Source organism: Streptomyces sp. NPDC033845, from assembly GCF_055576225.1.
Genome location: NZ_JBVIRI010000005.1, coordinates 261,525 through 278,570 on the forward strand (window position 1 = coordinate 261,525; position 17,046 = coordinate 278,570).

General features: G+C 72.1%; 17 protein-coding genes and 1 pseudogene. 10 read left to right on the plus strand and 8 right to left on the minus strand.

What is annotated here, in order from left to right; translation table 11 throughout:
• Window positions 1–101: 101 nt before the first annotated feature.
• The 3 genes from ACZ50K_RS13465 (at window position 102) to ACZ50K_RS13475 (ending at window position 2,596) form a co-directional block, all read left to right on the plus strand.
• Window positions 102–1,151 (plus strand): ADP-ribosylglycohydrolase family protein, encoded by a 1,050-nt coding sequence (locus ACZ50K_RS13465; RefSeq protein ID WP_468902415.1) that lies wholly within the window; start codon window positions 102–104, stop codon window positions 1,149–1,151.
• A 105-nt stretch (window positions 1,152–1,256) separates the two neighbouring features.
• The gene (locus tag ACZ50K_RS13470; RefSeq protein ID WP_468901750.1) at window positions 1,257–2,117 is read left to right on the plus strand and encodes a TIGR03619 family F420-dependent LLM class oxidoreductase; all 861 of its coding nucleotides are present in this window, start codon (window positions 1,257–1,259) and stop codon (window positions 2,115–2,117) included.
• 80 nt (window positions 2,118–2,197) lie between these two features.
• Entirely contained in the window at window positions 2,198–2,596 is a 399-nt protein-coding gene (locus ACZ50K_RS13475; protein WP_468901753.1) for a VOC family protein, read from the plus strand.
• 99 nt (window positions 2,597–2,695) lie between these two features.
• Here the strand turns inward: ACZ50K_RS13475 and ACZ50K_RS13480 are convergent, their stop codons facing one another.
• Window positions 2,696–3,121 (minus strand): ATP-binding protein, encoded by a 426-nt coding sequence (locus ACZ50K_RS13480; RefSeq protein WP_468901756.1) that lies wholly within the window; start codon window positions 3,119–3,121, stop codon window positions 2,696–2,698.
• A 303-nt stretch (window positions 3,122–3,424) separates the two neighbouring features.
• Here ACZ50K_RS13480 and ACZ50K_RS13485 point away from each other — a divergent pair, with 303 nt between their 5' ends.
• The 6 genes and pseudogenes from ACZ50K_RS13485 (at window position 3,425) to ACZ50K_RS13510 (ending at window position 7,399) form a co-directional block, all read left to right on the plus strand.
• Window positions 3,425–4,672, plus strand: a complete 1,248-nt coding sequence (locus tag ACZ50K_RS13485) for a Twin-arginine translocation pathway signal (RefSeq protein ID WP_468901758.1) — start codon at window positions 3,425–3,427, stop codon at window positions 4,670–4,672.
• Window positions 4,673–4,692: 20 nt separating this feature from the next.
• Window positions 4,693–4,989: a 4a-hydroxytetrahydrobiopterin dehydratase gene (locus ACZ50K_RS13490; protein WP_468901760.1), complete on the plus strand. Its 297-nt coding sequence runs from the start codon at window positions 4,693–4,695 to the stop codon at window positions 4,987–4,989.
• A gap of 58 nt (window positions 4,990–5,047) precedes the next feature.
• Window positions 5,048–5,599 (plus strand): annotated as a pseudogene (locus ACZ50K_RS13495) (GntR family transcriptional regulator); the annotation flags it as partial.
• The gene (locus tag ACZ50K_RS13500) at window positions 5,592–6,059 is read left to right on the plus strand and encodes an NUDIX hydrolase (protein ID WP_468901763.1); all 468 of its coding nucleotides are present in this window, start codon (window positions 5,592–5,594) and stop codon (window positions 6,057–6,059) included. The pseudogene ACZ50K_RS13495 and the gene ACZ50K_RS13500, both read left to right, overlap by 8 nt.
• The gene (locus ACZ50K_RS13505; RefSeq protein ID WP_468901766.1) at window positions 6,056–6,496 is read left to right on the plus strand and encodes an NUDIX hydrolase; all 441 of its coding nucleotides are present in this window, start codon (window positions 6,056–6,058) and stop codon (window positions 6,494–6,496) included. Before ACZ50K_RS13500 ends, ACZ50K_RS13505 begins: the two co-directional genes overlap by 4 nt.
• Before the next feature lie 195 nt (window positions 6,497–6,691).
• Window positions 6,692–7,399, plus strand: a complete 708-nt coding sequence (locus ACZ50K_RS13510; RefSeq protein ID WP_468901769.1) for a hypothetical protein — start codon at window positions 6,692–6,694, stop codon at window positions 7,397–7,399.
• A 99-nt stretch (window positions 7,400–7,498) separates the two neighbouring features.
• Here the strand turns inward: ACZ50K_RS13510 and ACZ50K_RS13515 are convergent, their stop codons facing one another.
• The 4 genes from ACZ50K_RS13515 to ACZ50K_RS13530 all read right to left on the minus strand — a co-directional run bounded on the left by ACZ50K_RS13515 (window position 7,499) and on the right by ACZ50K_RS13530 (window position 11,132).
• Window positions 7,499–8,086, minus strand: coding sequence for a dihydrofolate reductase family protein (locus ACZ50K_RS13515; protein ID WP_468901772.1), 588 nt, complete (start codon window positions 8,084–8,086; stop codon window positions 7,499–7,501).
• Window positions 8,087–8,197: 111 nt separating this feature from the next.
• The gene (locus ACZ50K_RS13520; protein WP_468901774.1) at window positions 8,198–9,019 is read right to left on the minus strand and encodes a bestrophin-like domain; all 822 of its coding nucleotides are present in this window, start codon (window positions 9,017–9,019) and stop codon (window positions 8,198–8,200) included.
• A 68-nt stretch (window positions 9,020–9,087) separates the two neighbouring features.
• Window positions 9,088–9,417, minus strand: a complete 330-nt coding sequence (locus tag ACZ50K_RS13525) for a hypothetical protein (RefSeq protein ID WP_468901777.1) — start codon at window positions 9,415–9,417, stop codon at window positions 9,088–9,090.
• Window positions 9,418–9,569: 152 nt separating this feature from the next.
• The gene (locus ACZ50K_RS13530) at window positions 9,570–11,132 is read right to left on the minus strand and encodes an APC family permease (RefSeq protein ID WP_468901779.1); all 1,563 of its coding nucleotides are present in this window, start codon (window positions 11,130–11,132) and stop codon (window positions 9,570–9,572) included.
• A gap of 271 nt (window positions 11,133–11,403) precedes the next feature.
• Here ACZ50K_RS13530 and ACZ50K_RS13535 point away from each other — a divergent pair, with 271 nt between their 5' ends.
• On the plus strand, window positions 11,404–12,516 hold the full coding sequence (locus ACZ50K_RS13535; protein ID WP_468901781.1) for a DNA alkylation repair protein: 1,113 nt from the start codon (window positions 11,404–11,406) through the stop codon (window positions 12,514–12,516).
• A gap of 12 nt (window positions 12,517–12,528) precedes the next feature.
• Here the strand turns inward: ACZ50K_RS13535 and ACZ50K_RS13540 are convergent, their stop codons facing one another.
• The 3 genes from ACZ50K_RS13540 to ACZ50K_RS13550 all read right to left on the minus strand — a co-directional run bounded on the left by ACZ50K_RS13540 (window position 12,529) and on the right by ACZ50K_RS13550 (window position 17,016).
• Window positions 12,529–14,013 carry an aldehyde dehydrogenase family protein gene (locus ACZ50K_RS13540; RefSeq protein ID WP_468901784.1) on the minus strand — a complete coding sequence of 495 codons (1,485 nt, stop codon included), beginning with the start codon at window positions 14,011–14,013 and terminating at the stop codon, window positions 12,529–12,531.
• Window positions 14,010–15,749, minus strand: a complete 1,740-nt coding sequence (locus ACZ50K_RS13545) for an N-acyl-D-amino-acid deacylase family protein (protein WP_468901786.1) — start codon at window positions 15,747–15,749, stop codon at window positions 14,010–14,012. The genes ACZ50K_RS13540 and ACZ50K_RS13545 overlap by 4 nt, the downstream gene beginning before the upstream one ends.
• A 139-nt stretch (window positions 15,750–15,888) precedes the next feature.
• Complete coding sequence (locus ACZ50K_RS13550) at window positions 15,889–17,016, minus strand: LLM class flavin-dependent oxidoreductase (protein WP_468901789.1); 1,128 nt, start codon at window positions 17,014–17,016, stop codon at window positions 15,889–15,891.
• Window positions 17,017–17,046: the final 30 nt, after the last annotated feature.

Genomic DNA, 17,046 nt, shown 5'->3' on the forward strand with positions numbered 1-17,046 from the left:
CCGCGGGCGCGGCCGCCGGCCCCGCCCCCGCCCCCGGACCGGGCGCCGCGCTCTGGGGCCGCTCCGAGCAGCAGGACTTCCGCAGCCGGGTCCGCGGCACCCTGCTGGGCGCGGCCATCGGCGACGCCCTCGGCGCCCCCGTCGCCGGGCTCTCCCTCGACGGGATCCGGGAGACCCACGGCCTGGAGGGCCTGGTCGAACCCGCCCCGGCCTACGGCCGCCGGGGCTCCGTCACCGCCTCCACCCAGCTCACCCTGTTCACCGTGGACGGGCTGATACGCGCCCATGTCCGCCGGGACACCGGGGCCTGGCACCCGCCGACCGACATCCACCGCGCCTATCTGCGGTGGGCCGCCACCCAGCACGACTGGGGCCCGGACGAGCGCCGCGAGGACAACGGCTGGCTTGCCCACGAGGAATGGCTCTACGCCCGGCGCGGCCCGGACCGGGCCTGCCTGACCGGGTTCGGGGACGAGATGCTCGGCACCCTGGACAAGCCGAAGAACCCGACCGCCCGCGACGCCGCCGCCACGGTCCGCTCCTCCCCGTTCGGGCTGCTCGTCGGCTGGGAGCCCGCCCTGGTGCTCCAGCTGGCCGTGGAGTGCGCGGCCCAGAGCCACGGCCACCCCATCGCCTATCTGTCGGCGGGCGCCTTCGCGGTGATCGTGCACGGGCTGACCCGCGGCGACTCCCTGGACTCGGCCGTCCAGCGGGCGCTGGGGCTGCTCGGTTCCCGGCCCGGCCAGCAGCCGGTGACCGACGCCCTCCAGCGCGCCCTTCAGGCCGTGACCTCCGGACCGCCCTCCCCGAAGGTGGTGGAGTCCCTGTCCCCGGGTGACGGCCGGGACGCCGAGGACGCCCTCGCGGTGGCCGTCTACTGCGCGTTGGTCGCCGAGGACGTCCGGCACGGCCTCCGGCTCGCCGTGAACCACGGCGGCGACTCCACCGCAACCGGCGCCCTCTGCGGTGCGCTGCTGGGGGCGCTGCACGGGGAGACCGCGCTGCCGGCGCCCTGGCTGGCCGAGCTGGAGGGCCGGGCGACGATCCTGGAGCTGTCCGACGACTTCGCGCTGGAGATGACCCAGGGCCCGTCCCTGCACGGCCCCGCGGTCCCCTCCTCCGGCTGGCTGGCCCGCTACCCGCGCGGCTGACCGGGACCCGTCCGGTGGGGAGGCGCGGACAACCGCCTGCGCCCCCTCGGCAATTGGAGGCCCAGACCGTACCTTGGGTCCCCCACTCGACGGAGGTGCCATCACATGAGGATCGCCGCCACCATCTTCCTGACGGACCGGACCGTGTCCCCCGTCCGGCTCGCCCGGACCCTGGAGCAGCGCGGTTTCAGCGGCCTGTACCTGCCCGAGCACACCCACATCCCGGTCTCCCGGGAGTCCCCCGCCCCGATGGGCGGCGACCTGCCGGCGGAGTACGGGCGCACCCTGGACCCCTTCGTGGCCCTCGGACAGGCCTCGGCCGTCACCGAGCGGCTGCATCTGGGCACCGGCATCACCCTGGTCGCCCAGCACGACCCGGTGGACCTCGCCAAGCAGATCGCCACCCTGGACCTGCTGTCCGGCGGCCGCTTCACCCTGGGCATCGGCTACGGCTGGAACGTGGAGGAGGCCGCCGACCACGGGGTCGACTGGCGGACCCGCCGCGAACTGGTCCGGGACCGGATGGCCCTGATGCGGGCCCTGTGGGCACCGCAACCCGAGGCGTACATCGGGGAGTTCGGGTCGGTCCGGGCCAGCCACGCGCACCCCAAGCCGGTGCAGCCGACCCGGGAGCTGGCGGGCGGCGCACCGCTGCACGGCCCGCGCACCATGATCGGCGGGGCGGCCGGTCCCAAGCTGTTCGCGCACATCGCCGAGTACGCGGACGGCTGGATGCCGATCGGCGGGCGCGGCCTGACCGAGTCCCTGCCGGTGCTGCGCGCCTCCTGGGAGCGGGCGGGCCGCGACCCGAAGGCCCTCCGGGTGATCCCGTACGCGGTGCACCCCACCCCGGGGAAGCTCGCCCACTACGCGGACCTGGGCGTGGAGGAGGTCGTGGTGCAACTCCCCTCGGCCGCCGAACCGGAGGTCCTGCGCACCCTGGACGAGTACGCCCAATATCTCTGAGCGTGCGCCACCGGGGTTGATCGGGGGTCCACCGGGGCCCACCGGGGCCCACGGGGGGGGGTCCGCCATAGGATCCGACCATGATCGATCCCCATGCCCATGTCCGCATCGCCCGCCCCTCCCTGGACCTGGCCGCCGCCGAACGCTTCTACGTGGACGGCCTCGGCCTCGACGTCCTGTGGCGCACCACGGAGCGCGTTCCCGGAGAGTACGACCTGCTGATGGTCGGCCCGAAGGACGGCGCCTGGCACATCGAGCTCGCCCTGGACCCGGCGGCCCCGGTCACCCCCGCGCCCACGCCGGAGGACCTCTTCGTGATCTACCTCGGTCAGGCGCCCGACGACTCCCTCGTCGAGCGCCTGACCGAACACGGCGGCACCCGCGTCCCGGCCCACAACCCCTACTGGGACAAGTTCGGCGTCACCATCACCGACCCCGACGGCTACCACCTGGTCCTCAGCTCCCGCACCTGGCCCTGACGGGGGCGGGCGCGGCGGGGAGGGCCGCGGCGGGAGGCGGGCGCGGCCGGGGCCGGGCATGGCGGGCGCTCAGGTCGCCTCAGGTCGCCTCAGGTGGCCTCAGGTCGGGACGACGGCCAGCTCGGCCCACACGGTCTTCCCGACCTGCCGGTCGTGCACCCCCCACCCGGAGGTGAGCGCGTCCACGATCCGCATCCCGTAGCCGCCCTCCCCACCCCACTCCAGCACCTGCGGCCGCCGCTCCCGCCGCGCGTCCGACACCTCCACCCTCAGCACTCCCTCCAGCAGGACCATCCGCAGTTCGAAGTCCCGCCCGTCGACCCGCCCGTGGGTCACCGCGTTGGTCACCATCTCGGACACCAGCAGCGCCGCCGCGTCGGACCTCTCACTGCCGATCGGCAGTGCCCAGTCCGCGAGTTGGATCACCGCCAGATGCCGGGCGAGCCGAGCACCCCGCCGGGTGGAGCTGAACTGCTGCGCGAAGGTCCGCACCGGCACCCGGTCAAGCTGACTATTCAGGTTCATGCCGCCACGCTCCCGCACCCCCCACCCCCGACGGCACCACAACGACCCGTACACGCCCCCAGTACCGCCAACCCCCCTGTCCGGCCCCCGCCCCCGTCCGCCACACTGTTCCGTCCTGCGTCCACCGTCAGGCGAACTCCCCGGCCCAGTCCGCCCCGAGCGGGTGGAATCCACCCGTGATCTGTGCTCATGGGGAGATGATGCGTAGGGGGGCGAACCGGCGGATAGGTCATCGCGCGGCCAAGGGCGGCCACTGAGCGGCCACGGGCAGGAGCGGTCCCCTCGATCCGTCAGAGTGTCCTCATGAGCCACCGAAACGACGCGCTCAGGGCTGCCCGGCTCCGCAAGGGCTGGCGCAGCGCGGAAACTTCCGCGATGCAGCTCACCCGCCATGGACGCCAGCTCCTGGATGACCGCCACTTCACCGTGTCCCCGCGTACGTGGCGACGCTGGGAAGGAACTCGGCCCGGCTGGCCGGCGGAGGAGACCGCGATCGTGCTGCACGATGCGTTCGGCCTGTGGCCGGAAGACCTGGGATTCACCGCACCGGCAGGATGGATCCGGCCCCAGCTGCACCGAGAGGACAGTATGAGACGCAGGACGTTCGTTTCCGTGACCGCTGCCGCGCTCGTGCCCGGACCTACTGTCCCGCAGCACGTCGATCCCGCCCTCATCGACTATTTCGAGCAACAGTTGGAAGGCCACTACCGGGCTGACATGTTCCTCGGCCCTCATGACCTGATCGCCACCGTGGCAGCCCAGTACCAGCTCATCGACAAGCTCATCCGGTCGGCGAAGGGCGAGACACGGAGTGGCCTGCTCCGCGTGGGCGCCGCATACGCGGCGCTCGTCGGCTGGCTCTACCAGGACGCGGGTGACCTCGGAGCGGCCTCGTTCTGGCGGGGCATCACCCAGGAGATCGCCGTGCGCTCCCGAAATCCGCACCTCATCGGATACAGCCTCGTCAATCTGGCACAGGTACGGACGGACCTCGGTGACGGCCACGGCGCCATCGACTTGTGCGAGGCGACCTTGGAGGACTCCAAACGCCTCCTGCCGAAGGTGCGGGTCATGGCGATGCAGCAGCAGGCACACGGCGCCAGCCTGACGGGGGACCGGTCCGCCGTCGATCGACTGCTCGACGGCGCGGACGGGTTGCTGGGCCTGGTCGACGACGGCCTGCCGTGGGGAAACGCCTGCCGCCGCACACCCGGCTACCTGGAAGTACAACGAGCCACCTGCTACGGCCGACTCGGTCTTGGCCGTGAGGCCGGCGACCTCTGGAGCCAGGTACTCGCGTCGACACCGGCGACAGCCCGGCGGGACCTCGGGGTGTACCTCGCACGGCACGCCACCGCATCGGCAGCCGCGCGCGAACCGGATCAGGCCCTGCAGATCGCTCGGGAAGCCTGCGTCATCGCCTCGGAGACCCGCTCCGCACGCTTGCTCCGCGAACTCGGCCATCTGGAGCAGGCCATGAGGCCGTGGCACGATGCCCCGGTAGGCCGGGATCTTGCCGAGGTGCTGGCGCCTGTACACGAGGGGACCTGACCGTGGGCGTACCTGAACCGATGGGCGACGAGGACGTCGCGCGGGCGCTGGCGGGGCTGCCGGGGTGGGTGCGTGAGGGCGATGCGATCACCCGCGTGTACCCGATCCGCTACCACGCGGCGGTGGCCGCGATCGTGACGATCGCCGACCGGTCCCGGCGGGTCCAGCACCACGCCGACCTGGACCTGCGCATCGATCACCTGCGGGCCAGCATCACCACCCACGACGCCGGCCACCGCCTGACCCTCGCGGACTTCGACCTCGCGCGCCGGATCGACGAGATCGTGGCCGCGCACCAGGCCATTCCGCTGGACTGAACCCGGCCGACGGCCGCCCGTGCGCGTGACTCGGCGAGGAGGACCCTGTTCGGTGGACGGTGCGGGAAGTGACTTCGAGCCGCTGCGGCGGCATGGTGTGCGGCGGTTGGCGCGTGAGGGGTGGGGAGCGGGGCGGTCCGTCTGGGACGCCGATACCGACGGACGGGAGCTGGTCGTCGACCAGGTCGAGGTCCGGGAGGCGGAGGCGGAGGCGGACGGGCGGATCGCCGACGCCCTCGGCATCGAAGCCGGTTCGGGCGTCTGGGTCCGGGAGCGGCGGTTCGTGCTCGACGGGAAGCCGGTGGCGGTCGCGACCTCGTGCCTGCCGTCCGCCCTCGTCGCGGACTCCCCGATCACCCGGCCCGGCACGGGCCCCGGCGGGACGTACGCGCGGCTGGCCGAACTGGGCCACGGGCCGGCGCGTTTCCGGGAGGAGGTCCGCTCGGGGATGCCGTCGGCCGGCGAGGCCGACCGGCTCGCGCTCGCGCTGGGCACCCCCGTCATCCGGATCGTCCGCACCGCGTTCACCGCCGAAGGACTGGCCGTCGAGGTGAACGAGATGACCCTGGACTCCGCCTCGTACGTCCTGGAGTACGAGTTCGATGCCTAGGCGCGACTACGAGGACGACCCGGCCGCGCCCGCCGCCAACAGTCTGGTGCCGGCCGCTTCGGCGGTCGTCGTGGACGACTCCGGCCGGGTGCTGCTGCAACGGCGGGCGGACAACGGGATGTGGGCGCTGCCCGGCGGGAGGATGGAACTGGGCGAGTCCATCGGGGATTGCGCCGTCCGGGAGACGTTCGAGGAGACCGGCGTCACCGTCGAGATCACCGGCATCGTCGGGACCTACACCAACCCGCGTCACGTCTTCGCCTACGACGACGGCGAAGTCCGGCAGGAGTTCTCCGTCTGTCTCCTCGCCCGCCCCACCGGCGGGACACCGCGCGTCTCCGAAGAGTCCGTGGAGGTCGCCTGGTTCACCCCGGACCAGATCGACGCCCTGCCGATGGTGGCCGGCATTCGCAAACGCCTCGCCGACTGGCGGGCTGCTGCCGGGCCCGTCGTCCGTTGAGCCGGGAAGCCACGCCCAGGCACTCCGTGTCGGTGGCCGGGGTGGTGGTGCGGGAGGATGGACGGCTGCTGGCGATCCGGCGGGCGGACAACGGGACATGGGAGTTGCCCGGCGGAGTGCTGGAGTTGTCGGAGACACCCGCGGACGGGGTCCGGCGGGAGGTTCTGGAAGAGACCGGAATCCACGTCGAGGTGGGCGGGCTGACCGGCGTCTACAAGAACCTCGCCGCGGGCGTGGTCGCGCTGGTGTTCCGCTGCGAGCCCTCGGGCGGCACGGAGCGTACGTCCGAGGAGACCGAGGCGATCCGTTGGCTCACACCCGAGGAGGTGTCGGAGCTGATGTCCGAGGTCTACGCGATCAGGCTGCTGGACGCCCTCGACGGAAACGGCCCGCACGTCCGCAGCCACGACGGCCGCCGGCTGCGCGCCTCCCGGTGAGCCGTATCCCGGCCGCCACCTGGGGTTTTGTTCGGCGCGACGTGGTGGAGGGGTGGGGTTACGGTGGAGGAGGACGGGCGTGTGTGTGCGGCATGGGGAGCATGGTCCCGCTGAGTCGCCGTGGGCGTCGTCCGGTCGGCCCGTGTGGGCCGGACTCAACTCTTCTTCAATGCTTTCCCGGCTAGGAGGGAACGCATGAAACGGCACGCTCGTATCGCACTGCTCACCCCGCTCGTGGTCTCCGCGGTCGCGCTGACGCCCGTGATGGCGGCGCACGCCGTGACCGGGGCGGCGCCCACCGTGGTTCCGCAGGCCACCTGCAAGCTCGTCGCGGCTCCCGGGACCAATCCCGTGGAATTCGACCTCGTCCTGACCGACTTCAAACCGGGGCAGCAGGTCCGGGTCACCGGGCCGGAGAACTTCACCCGCACGGTCAACCAGCAGGGGGCCTTCACCGAGGAGGACGTCAAGAAGGGTTCCTACACCGCGAGGGCCGGTGGAGGCGGTGGGGGCGGAGGCGGCGGAGGTGGACCGGTCGGCTGTGGGAAGCCGCCCAGGACTCCTGCCACCCCGGTCGCCGACATCTCCGATGCGGAGGTCACGGGCGCGGCCACCACCCCCGCGACCGATGTCGACTGCTCGGTTCCGCAGAACGTCACCTTCCAGGGGAAGTTGACCGGATCGGGCACGGGGAACGTGAAGTACAGGTGGTCCGGTGCGGGCAAGACCAGCACCCCCACGGTCAAGTTCGCCGAACCCTCGACGGCCACGGCTCCCTTCACCGTGCGGGCCCCGGCCAAGGCGGCGCCGGCGAACCCGGCTCCGACCGTGTCCGTCTCCCTGACCGCGGGTGACGCCTCCGACACCCTCAGCTTCACGCTCAAGTGCAAGGCGGGCACCTGACCGCAGCCGCCTCCGGCCCGTACACCCGCGGGGTACGGGCCGGAGGCGTGGCCGCGTCGCGACGCGCCCCCGCCCTCTGAGCCTCCGCCCGCCCCCGCGTCAGGGCTTCGGGCGGTAGATCGAGACGACCGTGCCCAGCGGGCCGGCGGTGGAGGAGACCAGGTCGAAGGTGTGCTTGGTTCCGTCGGTGGGGAAGATGGACTTTCCGCCGCCGAGCAGGACCGGCATGGTGAGGAGGCGGAGTTCGTCCACCAGCCCTTCCGCCAGCAGGGTCCGGGAGAGGGTGGGGCTGCCCATCACGGACAGGTCGCCGCCCTCGGCCTCGCGCAGTGCGCGGATCTCCTCGACGGCCTTCTCCCCGCGGATCAGGCGGGTGTTCCAGGTCAGGTCCTCCTCGCGGAGGCTGTCGGAGACCACGTACTTCTCGAAGGAGTTCATCCGGTCGGCGAACGGGTCGCCGGCCCGCTCCGGCCAGGCGTCGGCCATGACCTTCCAGGTGCGGCGGCCGAAGAGCAGGGCGCCGGTCTTCTCGGAGGCCTCCTGGATGGCGCCGCCGACGACCTCCGGGTCGAAGAACGGGTGCGACCAGCCGCCGTGCGCGAATCCGCCGTCGCGGTCCTCGTCGGCACCGCCGGGCGCCTGCACGACACCATCCAGGCTGATGAACTCACTGATGACGATGCGCATGTGAACCCGCTCCTTCTCGTCGTCCTCGTCGTCCCGTTGACCTACGTAGTGAAGACCGGGGGTGGGCGGGGAAGTCATCGGTCCGGGCGGACACGGCGGGGGTGACCTGCGTCACATCCGGTGGCCGGTGGGGTGCGGTCGGTCGGCGGGCCAGAACTTCGCCAGGGCGGCCTCCTTGTACGGGGCCGGGCTGACGCTCAGGTCGCCCGCGAAGGGCCGGTCCAGGGCCATGACCAGCAGCAGGCTGAAGCCGATCAGGCCGGCCACCGCCGAGACGAACAGCAGCTGCATCTTCAGGCTCCGCAGCCCGAACAGGAAGGTGAGCGGGAGGATCACCAGCGCGCCGCCGTAGACGAGGACCTGGAGGAGGACCGGCAGGGCGGTCTCCGCCATGGTGACGCGGGCCCGCCGTTGGGCGGCCACGTCGTTGAGCCGGGCGGCGGCCTCCTCGTAGAAGGTCTGGGCGCGGGCGGTGGTGGGCTCGTAGGCCTGGAGGGCCGCGTACATGGCCTCGGTCTGCGGGGCGGTGGCCTCGTAGCTGGGGCGGCCGGCCCGCATCAGGGGCCACTGGACGTCGACCACGGCGTGCGCGTAGTCGCCGACGGCCTTCTCGATGCGGGCCCGGTCGGCGGGCGGGAACACCTCGGCGCTGCGGACCACCAGCGCCAGGTCCGTGGCCTCGGTGGCGACGATGGTCTGGGTGTTCTCCAGCTGGGTCCACAGGGTGACCACGACGAAGGCCAGGATGATGCCGTAGATGGCGCCGAACATGCCGAGGGCGACCCCGACCATCTCGTTGTGCTCGCCGCCGGCGAGGTGGGGGAACCGGCGGCGGGCGGCGATGCTGCCGGCGGCGGCGAGCAGCACGATGCCGCCCACCAGCAGGACGCCGAGGGCGAAGGTGTCGAGGTGGTTCAGCAACCAGAGGGCCATGCGCTGCTCAACGACCCGGCACCGGGATGGGAGTCGGGGTGGGGAGGGGGGTGAAGGGGGGGCGGCGGTCAGCCAGCGGTGGGGGTGGCGGCTACCGAGGGGGCCTGGGGGAGGCCGGTCTTGAGGGCGCCCTGGGCGGTGCCGAGGGAGGATCCGGCGGCCTGGGCGGAGGTGCCGAGGACGGTGGAGGTGGTGTCGACGGCGGTCTCGGCGTCGGTGACGGTCTGCGAGGGGTTGTCGACCATCTCCACGACCCGTTCGGTGACCGGGGTGCTGCGCAGCGGGGACTCGTCGGCGTGGGCCGCGGTGGCGGGGATCAGGGCGGCGGCGGCACCGCCGGAGAGGGCGAGGAGGGCGAGGGCGCGCTTCATGGCGTTCGTCTTGGGAGTCGTCGTCATGCACCGTCAACGACCCCGTCGCGCTCCCGGTCACCCCCCGGTCGGGCGGGAGCCCCGAATGCCCGGGGGCCCCGGTCGTCGGCAGGACGATCGGGGCCCTCGGGGCTCAGACACAGCGGGGGTGCGGCGGGGGCGCCGCGCGGGGGGTGCGGTCAGTCCTCCACCACCAGGGCGGGGGTGGTCTTGGTCAGGACCTCGCCGCGGAAGAAGGCGGGGCTGCGGCGGGCGGTGACCAGCATGATGACCATGCCGAGGGCCAGCAGGCCGACGCCGATGACGAAGACGCTGCCGACTCCGAAGACGGCCGAGCCGGAGCCGTAGGAGGGGTCGTAGGTGTCGTAGAGGGTCTTGCAGAAGACCGCGGCGAGCAGCAGGCCGCCGAGCACCGGGAAGACGCCCTTGAAGAACAGGTCGCGGGCGGAGCGGGCCAGGTCCTTGCGGAAGTACCAGGCGCAGGCGAAGGCCGTCAGCGAGTAGTAGAAGCAGATCATCAGGCCGAGGGCGAAGATCGTGTCGGTGAGGACGTTCTCGCTGACCAGGGTCATGACCGTGTAGAAGGCTCCGGTGGCGACGCCCGCCATGACGGTGGCGCGGCCGGGGGTCTTGAACCGGGGGTGGACCTTGGCGTACGAGGGCGGCAGCGCCTCGTACGTGGACATGGCCAGGACGGTGCGGGCGACCGGGATGAAGGTGGTCTGGAGCGAGGCGGCTGCCGAGGCGAGGACCGCGACGAAGAGCAGGATGCCGAGCATCGGGCCCATGACCGGGCCGGCGAGGGCGGCGAAGACGTTGTCGGAGGTCTCCGGGTTGCCGAGGCCGAGGCCCTTCTCGCCGGAGCCGACGGCCATCTGGGCGGCGATGCCGGTGGCCAGGTAGGAGCCGACGAGGACGACCATCGCGATGAGCGAGGCACGACCGGGGGTCTTGGCGGAGCCGGTGGTCTCCTCGTTGGTGGCCAGGCAGGCGTCCCAGCCCCAGTACATGAAGATCGAGAGCGAGAGTCCGGCGGTGAAGGCGGCCATGGACTCGACCGCGAAGGGGTTCATCCACTGCCAGGAGAAGTCCAGGCCGGTGTCGAAGGAGCCGGCGGAGGCCTTCTGGAAGGCCATGGCCACGAAGATCGCGAGGACGGCGAGCTGGAGTCCGACCAGGGCGTACTGGACGCCCTTGGTGGCGGTCATGCCGCGGTAGCTGATGGCGGTGGCGACGGCGATCAGGGTGAGGCAGGTGGTGATGTGGACGAGCTTGTTGTCGTCCAGGGCGGCCACCGACGCGTTGTTGGTGATCTCGCCGGCCAGCAGCCAGAAGTAGGAGGTGGCGACGCCGGCCAGGTTGGAGAGGACGATGATCGTGGCGATCACCAGGCCCCAGCCGCACATCCAGCCGACCCGGGGGCCGAAGGCCTTCACGGTCCAGGTGAAGGAGGTGCCGCAGTCCGGCATGGCCTTGTTGAGCTCGCGGTAGGCGAAGGCGACCAGCAGCATCGGCAGGAAGCCGGCCAGGAAGATGGCCGGCATCTGCATGCCGACCTCGCCGGCGGTGGAGCCGAGGGTGGAGGTGAGGCAGTAGACGGGGGCCACGGTGGAGATGCCGATGACGGCACTGCCCATGAGCCCCACGGAGCCCTTGCCGAGGCCCTTGCCGCGCACGCCGCCGTCGTCGGCGACGCCGCTTACCGTGTCTCCGGCCCGGGGCCGGACGTCCAGCTGTGTCATGGGACAGGACGTTAGATGCTGCGGTTTCCCTATACGGAAGACTTAAGTCCAGTACTTCACAGGACTAAACTCCTTTGATCCCGAGACCTGGGGCGTTCACACGCTCGCAATACAAGGTTCACTCAGGCATCTATCCCGGGATCGGCAGGCGTCGAGCCGAATCTTCCGGAATGCGGAAACCGCAGCCGTGCCCGTTTTGCCCCATTCAAAACTTTCCCGTGGCAATTTTCCGCCCGCCCCAAACCCGGGCGTCGTCCGACAGACTGGGCGCATGCCCACGGCAGACGAACTCCTCAGCGCGGATACCGTCAGTAACCTGGCCCGGCGGCTCGCCGTGGCCGGTGGCCGGAGCGGCTCGCCCGCACTGCGGACCCGCGCCGCGGCCCTTGAAGGGCTCGGCTTCCGCGACCGCGTCACCGCCGTCCGCGACGCCGTCCTCGACGACCTGCCCGAACGGTGGCCCGCCTTCGAGGCCGTCCTGCGGACCGCGCTCGCCGAGCCCGGCTTCGACGGCTGGATGACCTTCCCCGTCAACGAGGCGGTGGCGGTCCGCGCCTTCGAGCTCGACGTCTTCGAACCGGCCCTGGACCTGCTGCGCGACCTCACGCCCCGGCTGACCGCCGAATCCGCCGTACGCCCCTTCCTGCGGGCCGATCCGCGCCGTGCCCTGGCCGCCGTCCTGGACTGGACCGCCGACCCGGACCCGCACGTCCGCCGGCTGGCCAGCGAGGGCACCCGGCCCCGGCTGCCCTGGGCCCCGCGGCTGCCCGCCTTCGTCGCGGACCCGCGCCCGGCGCTGCCGGTGCTGGACGCGCTGTACCGGGACGACTCCGAGTACGTCCGCCGCTCCGTCTCCAACCACCTCAACGACATCAGCCGCGACCACCCGGAGCTCGCGGTCGGGACCGCCGGGCGCTGGCTGGCGGAGGAGCCGCCGGCCGCCACGACGGATCGCGTGGTCCGGCACGGGCTGCGCACCCTGGTCAAGGCGGGCCGGCCGGACGCCCTCACCCTGCTCGGCCACTCCCCCGAGGCCCCCGTCAGCGTCAGCGGACCGCTGCTGGGCACCCCGAAGGTCACCGTCGGCGAGTACCTGGTCTTCGACTACGCCGTCACCAACGACGGGGACGGCCCGGCCGAGCTGGTCGTGGACTACGTGATCCACCATGTGAAGGCGAACGGCGGCCGCACCCCGAAGGTCTTCAAGCTCGCCACCCGCTCGCTGCCCCCGGGCGGCACCCTGGCCGGCACCCGCCGGCACTCCTTCAGACCGATCACCACCCGCCGCTACCACTCCGGCGAGCACCTGCTGCAGCTCCAGGTCAACGGCCGCGTGCGGGGCGAGGCGGCCTTCGGCCTCCTCGCCCCGGACAGCGCCCGCTAGGGGACGGCACCCCTAGGTGGTCCAGACGATCGACTGGATCTCGCTGTACGCGTGCAGGGCGTACGAGCCGACGTCGCGGCCGACCCCGGAGCGTTTGAAGCCGCCGAACGGCGCCTCCATGTTCCGGCCGATGGTGTTGACGCCCACCCCGCCCGCCCGGAGCCGCCGGGCCACCCGGAAGGCGCGGGCCGGGTCGCCGGACCAGACGTAGGAGAGGAGGCCGTAGTCGGAGTCGTTGGCCAGGGCCACCGCCTCCTCCTCGGTGTCGAAGGGGACCACCACGACCACCGGCCCGAAGATCTCCTCCCGGACCACCCGCATGTCGTTGGTGCAGTCGACCAGCAGGGTCGGGGCCACGTAGAAGCCCTTGCCCCGCCGCGCGCCCTCCCCCACCACCGGGCGCTCGCCGCCCGCGAGGACCCGGGCGCCCTCCTTGCGGCCCAGCTCCACGTACGACTCCACCCGGTCGCGGTGGGCCGCCGAGATGACCGGGCCGACCACGGTGCCCGCGGCCGCCGGGTGGCCGACCTTCATGAAGGCCAGGTAGCCGGTCAGCTTCTCCACCAGCGCGTCGTGCGCCGAGCGGTGGACCAGCACCCGGGTCGGGGCGGTGCAGATCTGGCCGCTGTAGAAGGAGAAGGTGGTGCCGATGCCCATCACCGCGGCGTCCAGGTCGGCGTCCTCGAAGACGATCGCCGCGCCCTTTCCGCCCAGTTCCATCAGCTGGCGCTTCATGCCGCGTCCGCAGACCTCGGCGATGCGCTGTCCGACCGCCGTGGAGCCGGTGAAGGAGACCATGTCCACGTCCGGGGAGTCGACGCAGGCCTCGCCGACCTCCACCGCCCGGCCGCCCACCACGTTCACCACCCCGGGCGGGGCCCCGGCCTCTGCCAGTGCCTCGGCCATCCGGAACACCGACAGCGGGTCCTGCGGGGCGGGTTTGACCAGCACCGTGTTGCCCATGGCGAGGGCCGGGGCCACCTTGCCGGCCGGATTGGCCCACGGGTTGTTGTAGGAGGTGATGCAGCTGACCACACCCACCGGCTGCCGCACTTCCAGCGCGCCGAGGATGCCCGCCCGGCCCATCGGCCCGGCCTCGGTGACCTGGGGCGGCAGCCCCCGCTCCACCGGTTCCAGGGCGCCCCGGGCGTACCGGCGGAACCGGGCGACGCCCACCCCGACCTGCATGCCACGGGCGATCCCGGTCGGGGCGCCGGTCTCCGCCTGAGCGAGCGCCGTCCAGGGGTCGAACTCGCGCTGCATGATGTCGGCGGCCCGGTCCAGGATCGCGGCCCGTTCCTCGGGCCGGGTCCGGGACCAGGACGCGAAGGCCTCCCGGGCGGCCCGGGCGGCCTCGGCGACCTGCGCGCGGGAGGCCTCGGGGGCCAGGCCGACCACGGACTCGTCGGCCGGGTCCACGACCTCGTAGTGGCCCCCCTCGGGCTCCACCCACTCCCCGCCGATGTACAACCGCTGGGCTGCGGACCGGTCGTTCACCGGGTGCTCACCGTCCTGGTGTCGCGGCCGGAGCGGAGCACGATGCCGGGGACGGCGCCGGTGACCCGGTCCTCGCGGATGGTCTCCACGCCGTTGACGCGGACCGAGACGATGCCGATGGCCCGGGAGTCCAGGCGGGGGCTGTCCCCGGGCAGGTCGTGGACCAGGGTGGCGGGGCCGGCCTCGATGTGTTCGGGGTCGAAGAGGACCAGGTCGGCGTGGAAGCCCTCGGCTATCCGGCCGCGTTCGCGCAGCCCGAACAGCTGGGCCGGGTCCTCGGTGAGCATCCGTACGGCCTGTTCCAGCGGGACCAGTTTGCGGCCGCGCAGGCAGTCGCCGAGGAACCGGGTGGTGTAGGGGGCCCCGCACATCCGGTCCAGGTGGGCGCCGGCGTCGGAGCCGCCGAGCATCACGTCCTCGTGCTGCCAGGTCTCGGCGCGCAGCGCCCAGGTGGCGGGGTCGTTGTCGGTGGGCATGGGCCACAGGACGGTCCGCAGGTCGTCGTGGGAGCAGATCTCGACGAGGCAGGCGAAGGGGTCCTGGCCGCGTTCGGCGGCGATGTCGTTGACCACCCGGCCGGAGAGGCCCGCGTTGGCCTCGCTGTAGGTGTCCCCGATGACGTAGCGGCCGAAGTCGGCGAGCCGCCGGAACACCCCGGCCTCCTTGCTGTCGGCGCGGCGCAGCATCTCGGCCCGGACCTCGGGGTCGCGGAGCCTCTCGATGCGTTCGGGCACCGGGAGTCCGAGGACCTCGCCCCAGCCGGGGATCAGGTTGAGGGCGCAGAAGGTCCCCAGGGACATGTTCATGGGGGTGAGGATGGGCATGGTGAGGGCGACGATCCGGCCGCCGGCCTTGCGGGCGCGTTCGCTGGGGACCAGCTGGCGCGGGACGCGTTCGGGGACGGCGGCGTCGATGGTGAGGACGTTCCAGTTGAGGGGGCGGCCGGCGGCGGCGCTCATCTCGACGAAGAGGTCGATCTCGGCGTCGGCGAACTGGTCGAGGCAGCCGGCCACGATCGCTTCGAGCTGGGTGCCCTCGTGTTCGCCGACGGCCCGGGAGAGTGCGAGGAGTTCGGCGGGTTCGGCGTGCCGGGAGGCGACCGGGGCGCCGTCCCCGTCGGAGTGGGTGGCGGACTGGGTGGTGGACAGGCCCCAGGCGCCGGCGTCCATCGCCTCGTGGAGCAGGTCGGTCATGGCGGTCAGCTGTTCCCCGGTGGGGGTGCCGCCGACCGCGTCCTCGCCCATGACGTGCCGCCGGAGGGCGCAGTGGCCGACCATGAAGCCGGCGTTGACGGCGATCCGGCCGTCGAGGGCGTCGAGGTACTCGCCGAAGGTGGACCAGGTCCAGTCGACGCCCTCCTCCAGGGCGGCCAGGGCCATGCCCTCGACCTTGCTCATCATCCGGCGGGTGTAGTCGGCGTCCTCGGGGCGGTCGGGGTGCAGCGGGGCGAGGGTGAAACCGCAGTTGCCGCCGGCGACGGTGGTCACCCCGTGGTTCATGGAGGGGGTGGCGTAGGGGTCCCAGAAGAGCTGGGCGTCGTAGTGGGTGTGCGGGTCGATGAACCCGGGGGTGAGGACGAGGCCGGTGGCGTCCTCGCTGGTGGTGGCGGGTTCGGTGATGGTTCCCGGGTCGGCGATGACGGCGATCCGGCCGCCGCGGATGCCGACGTCGGCGACCCGGGCGGGGGCGCCGGTGCCGTCCACGACGGTGGCGCCCTTGATCAGGTGGTCGAGCATGACGTCCCTCTCCGGTCCGTTGGGCGTGCGTGTGCCCCGGTCGGAAGCCGCCGGGCCGGCCGCGGCCTCGGCTCGGCCTCCGGCCGGGGCCGTTGCGGGGCGGCGGTCCGGGAAGACGCCGCCCCGGTTCGGGGGCCGGTCAGGAACCGGCGGCCTCGCGGAAGCGGGTGGTGCGGTGCACGGGGTCGGTGTCGATGTGCGGGATGACGTGCTCGCCGATCAGCTTGATGGTGTTGAGGGTGTCCTCGTAGCCGACGCCGGTGGGCAGGCCGAAGGACAGCTGGTCGGCGCCGGCCTGTTCCCAGCGCTTGCACTGGGCGCGGACCTCGGAGGGGTCCCCGCAGATCAGGAGTTCCTCGGCGATGAGCAGCTCGATGATCTCCGCGTTGTACTCGGGGAGGGTCTCGGGCCACTGGGGGATGGCCTCGGGGCGCGGGAAGGTGTCGTGGTAGCGGAAGACCAGCGACTGGAAGCGGTTCATGTTGGCGTTGACGGCGATCTCGACGGCCTTGTCGTGGGTCTCGGCGCAGATCGCGGTGGAGGTGACCATGACGTTGTCGTTGACGAAGGCGCCGATGGCCTTGGCCTCCTGGATGGCGGTCTTGTACTGCTCCAGGACCCATTCCATGTCGGAGACCTTCTGGACGCTGAAGCCCAGGACGCCGAGGCCCTTCTTCGCCGCCATGGCGTAGGAGGAGGGGGATCCGGCGGCGTACCACATGGCCGGGTGGGCCTTGCCGTAGGGCTTGGGGAACACCTTGCGGGGCGGCAGCGACCAGTGCTTGCCCTGGAACCCCTCGTATTCCTCCTGGAGGAACATCTTGGGGAACTCGGCGATGGTCTCCTCCCAGATCTCCTTGGTGTGGTTCATGTCCGTGATGCCGGGCATGAAGCCGAGGATCTCGTGGCTGCCGGCGCCGCGGCCGGTGCCGAACTCGAAGCGGCCCTTGGAGAGGTGGTCGAGCATGGTGACCTTCTCGGCGACCTTCACCGGGTGGTTCACCGGGGCGAGCGGGTTGAAGATGCCCGAGCCGAGGTGGATGCGCTCGGTGGCGGCGGCGAGGTAGCCGAGGAAGACCTCGTTGGCCGAGAGGTGGGAGTACTCCTCCAGGAAGTGGTGCTCGGAGGCCCAGGCGTACTTGAAGCCCGACCTGTCGGCCTGGATGACGTACTCGGTCTCCTCCAGCAGCGCCTTGTGCTCCGCCTCGGGGTCGACCTTGGAGCGCGCCTCCGGCACGTATCCCTGCACAAAGAGCCCGAATTCCAAGGGGGTTCACCGTCCTTTGGTTTCTGACGC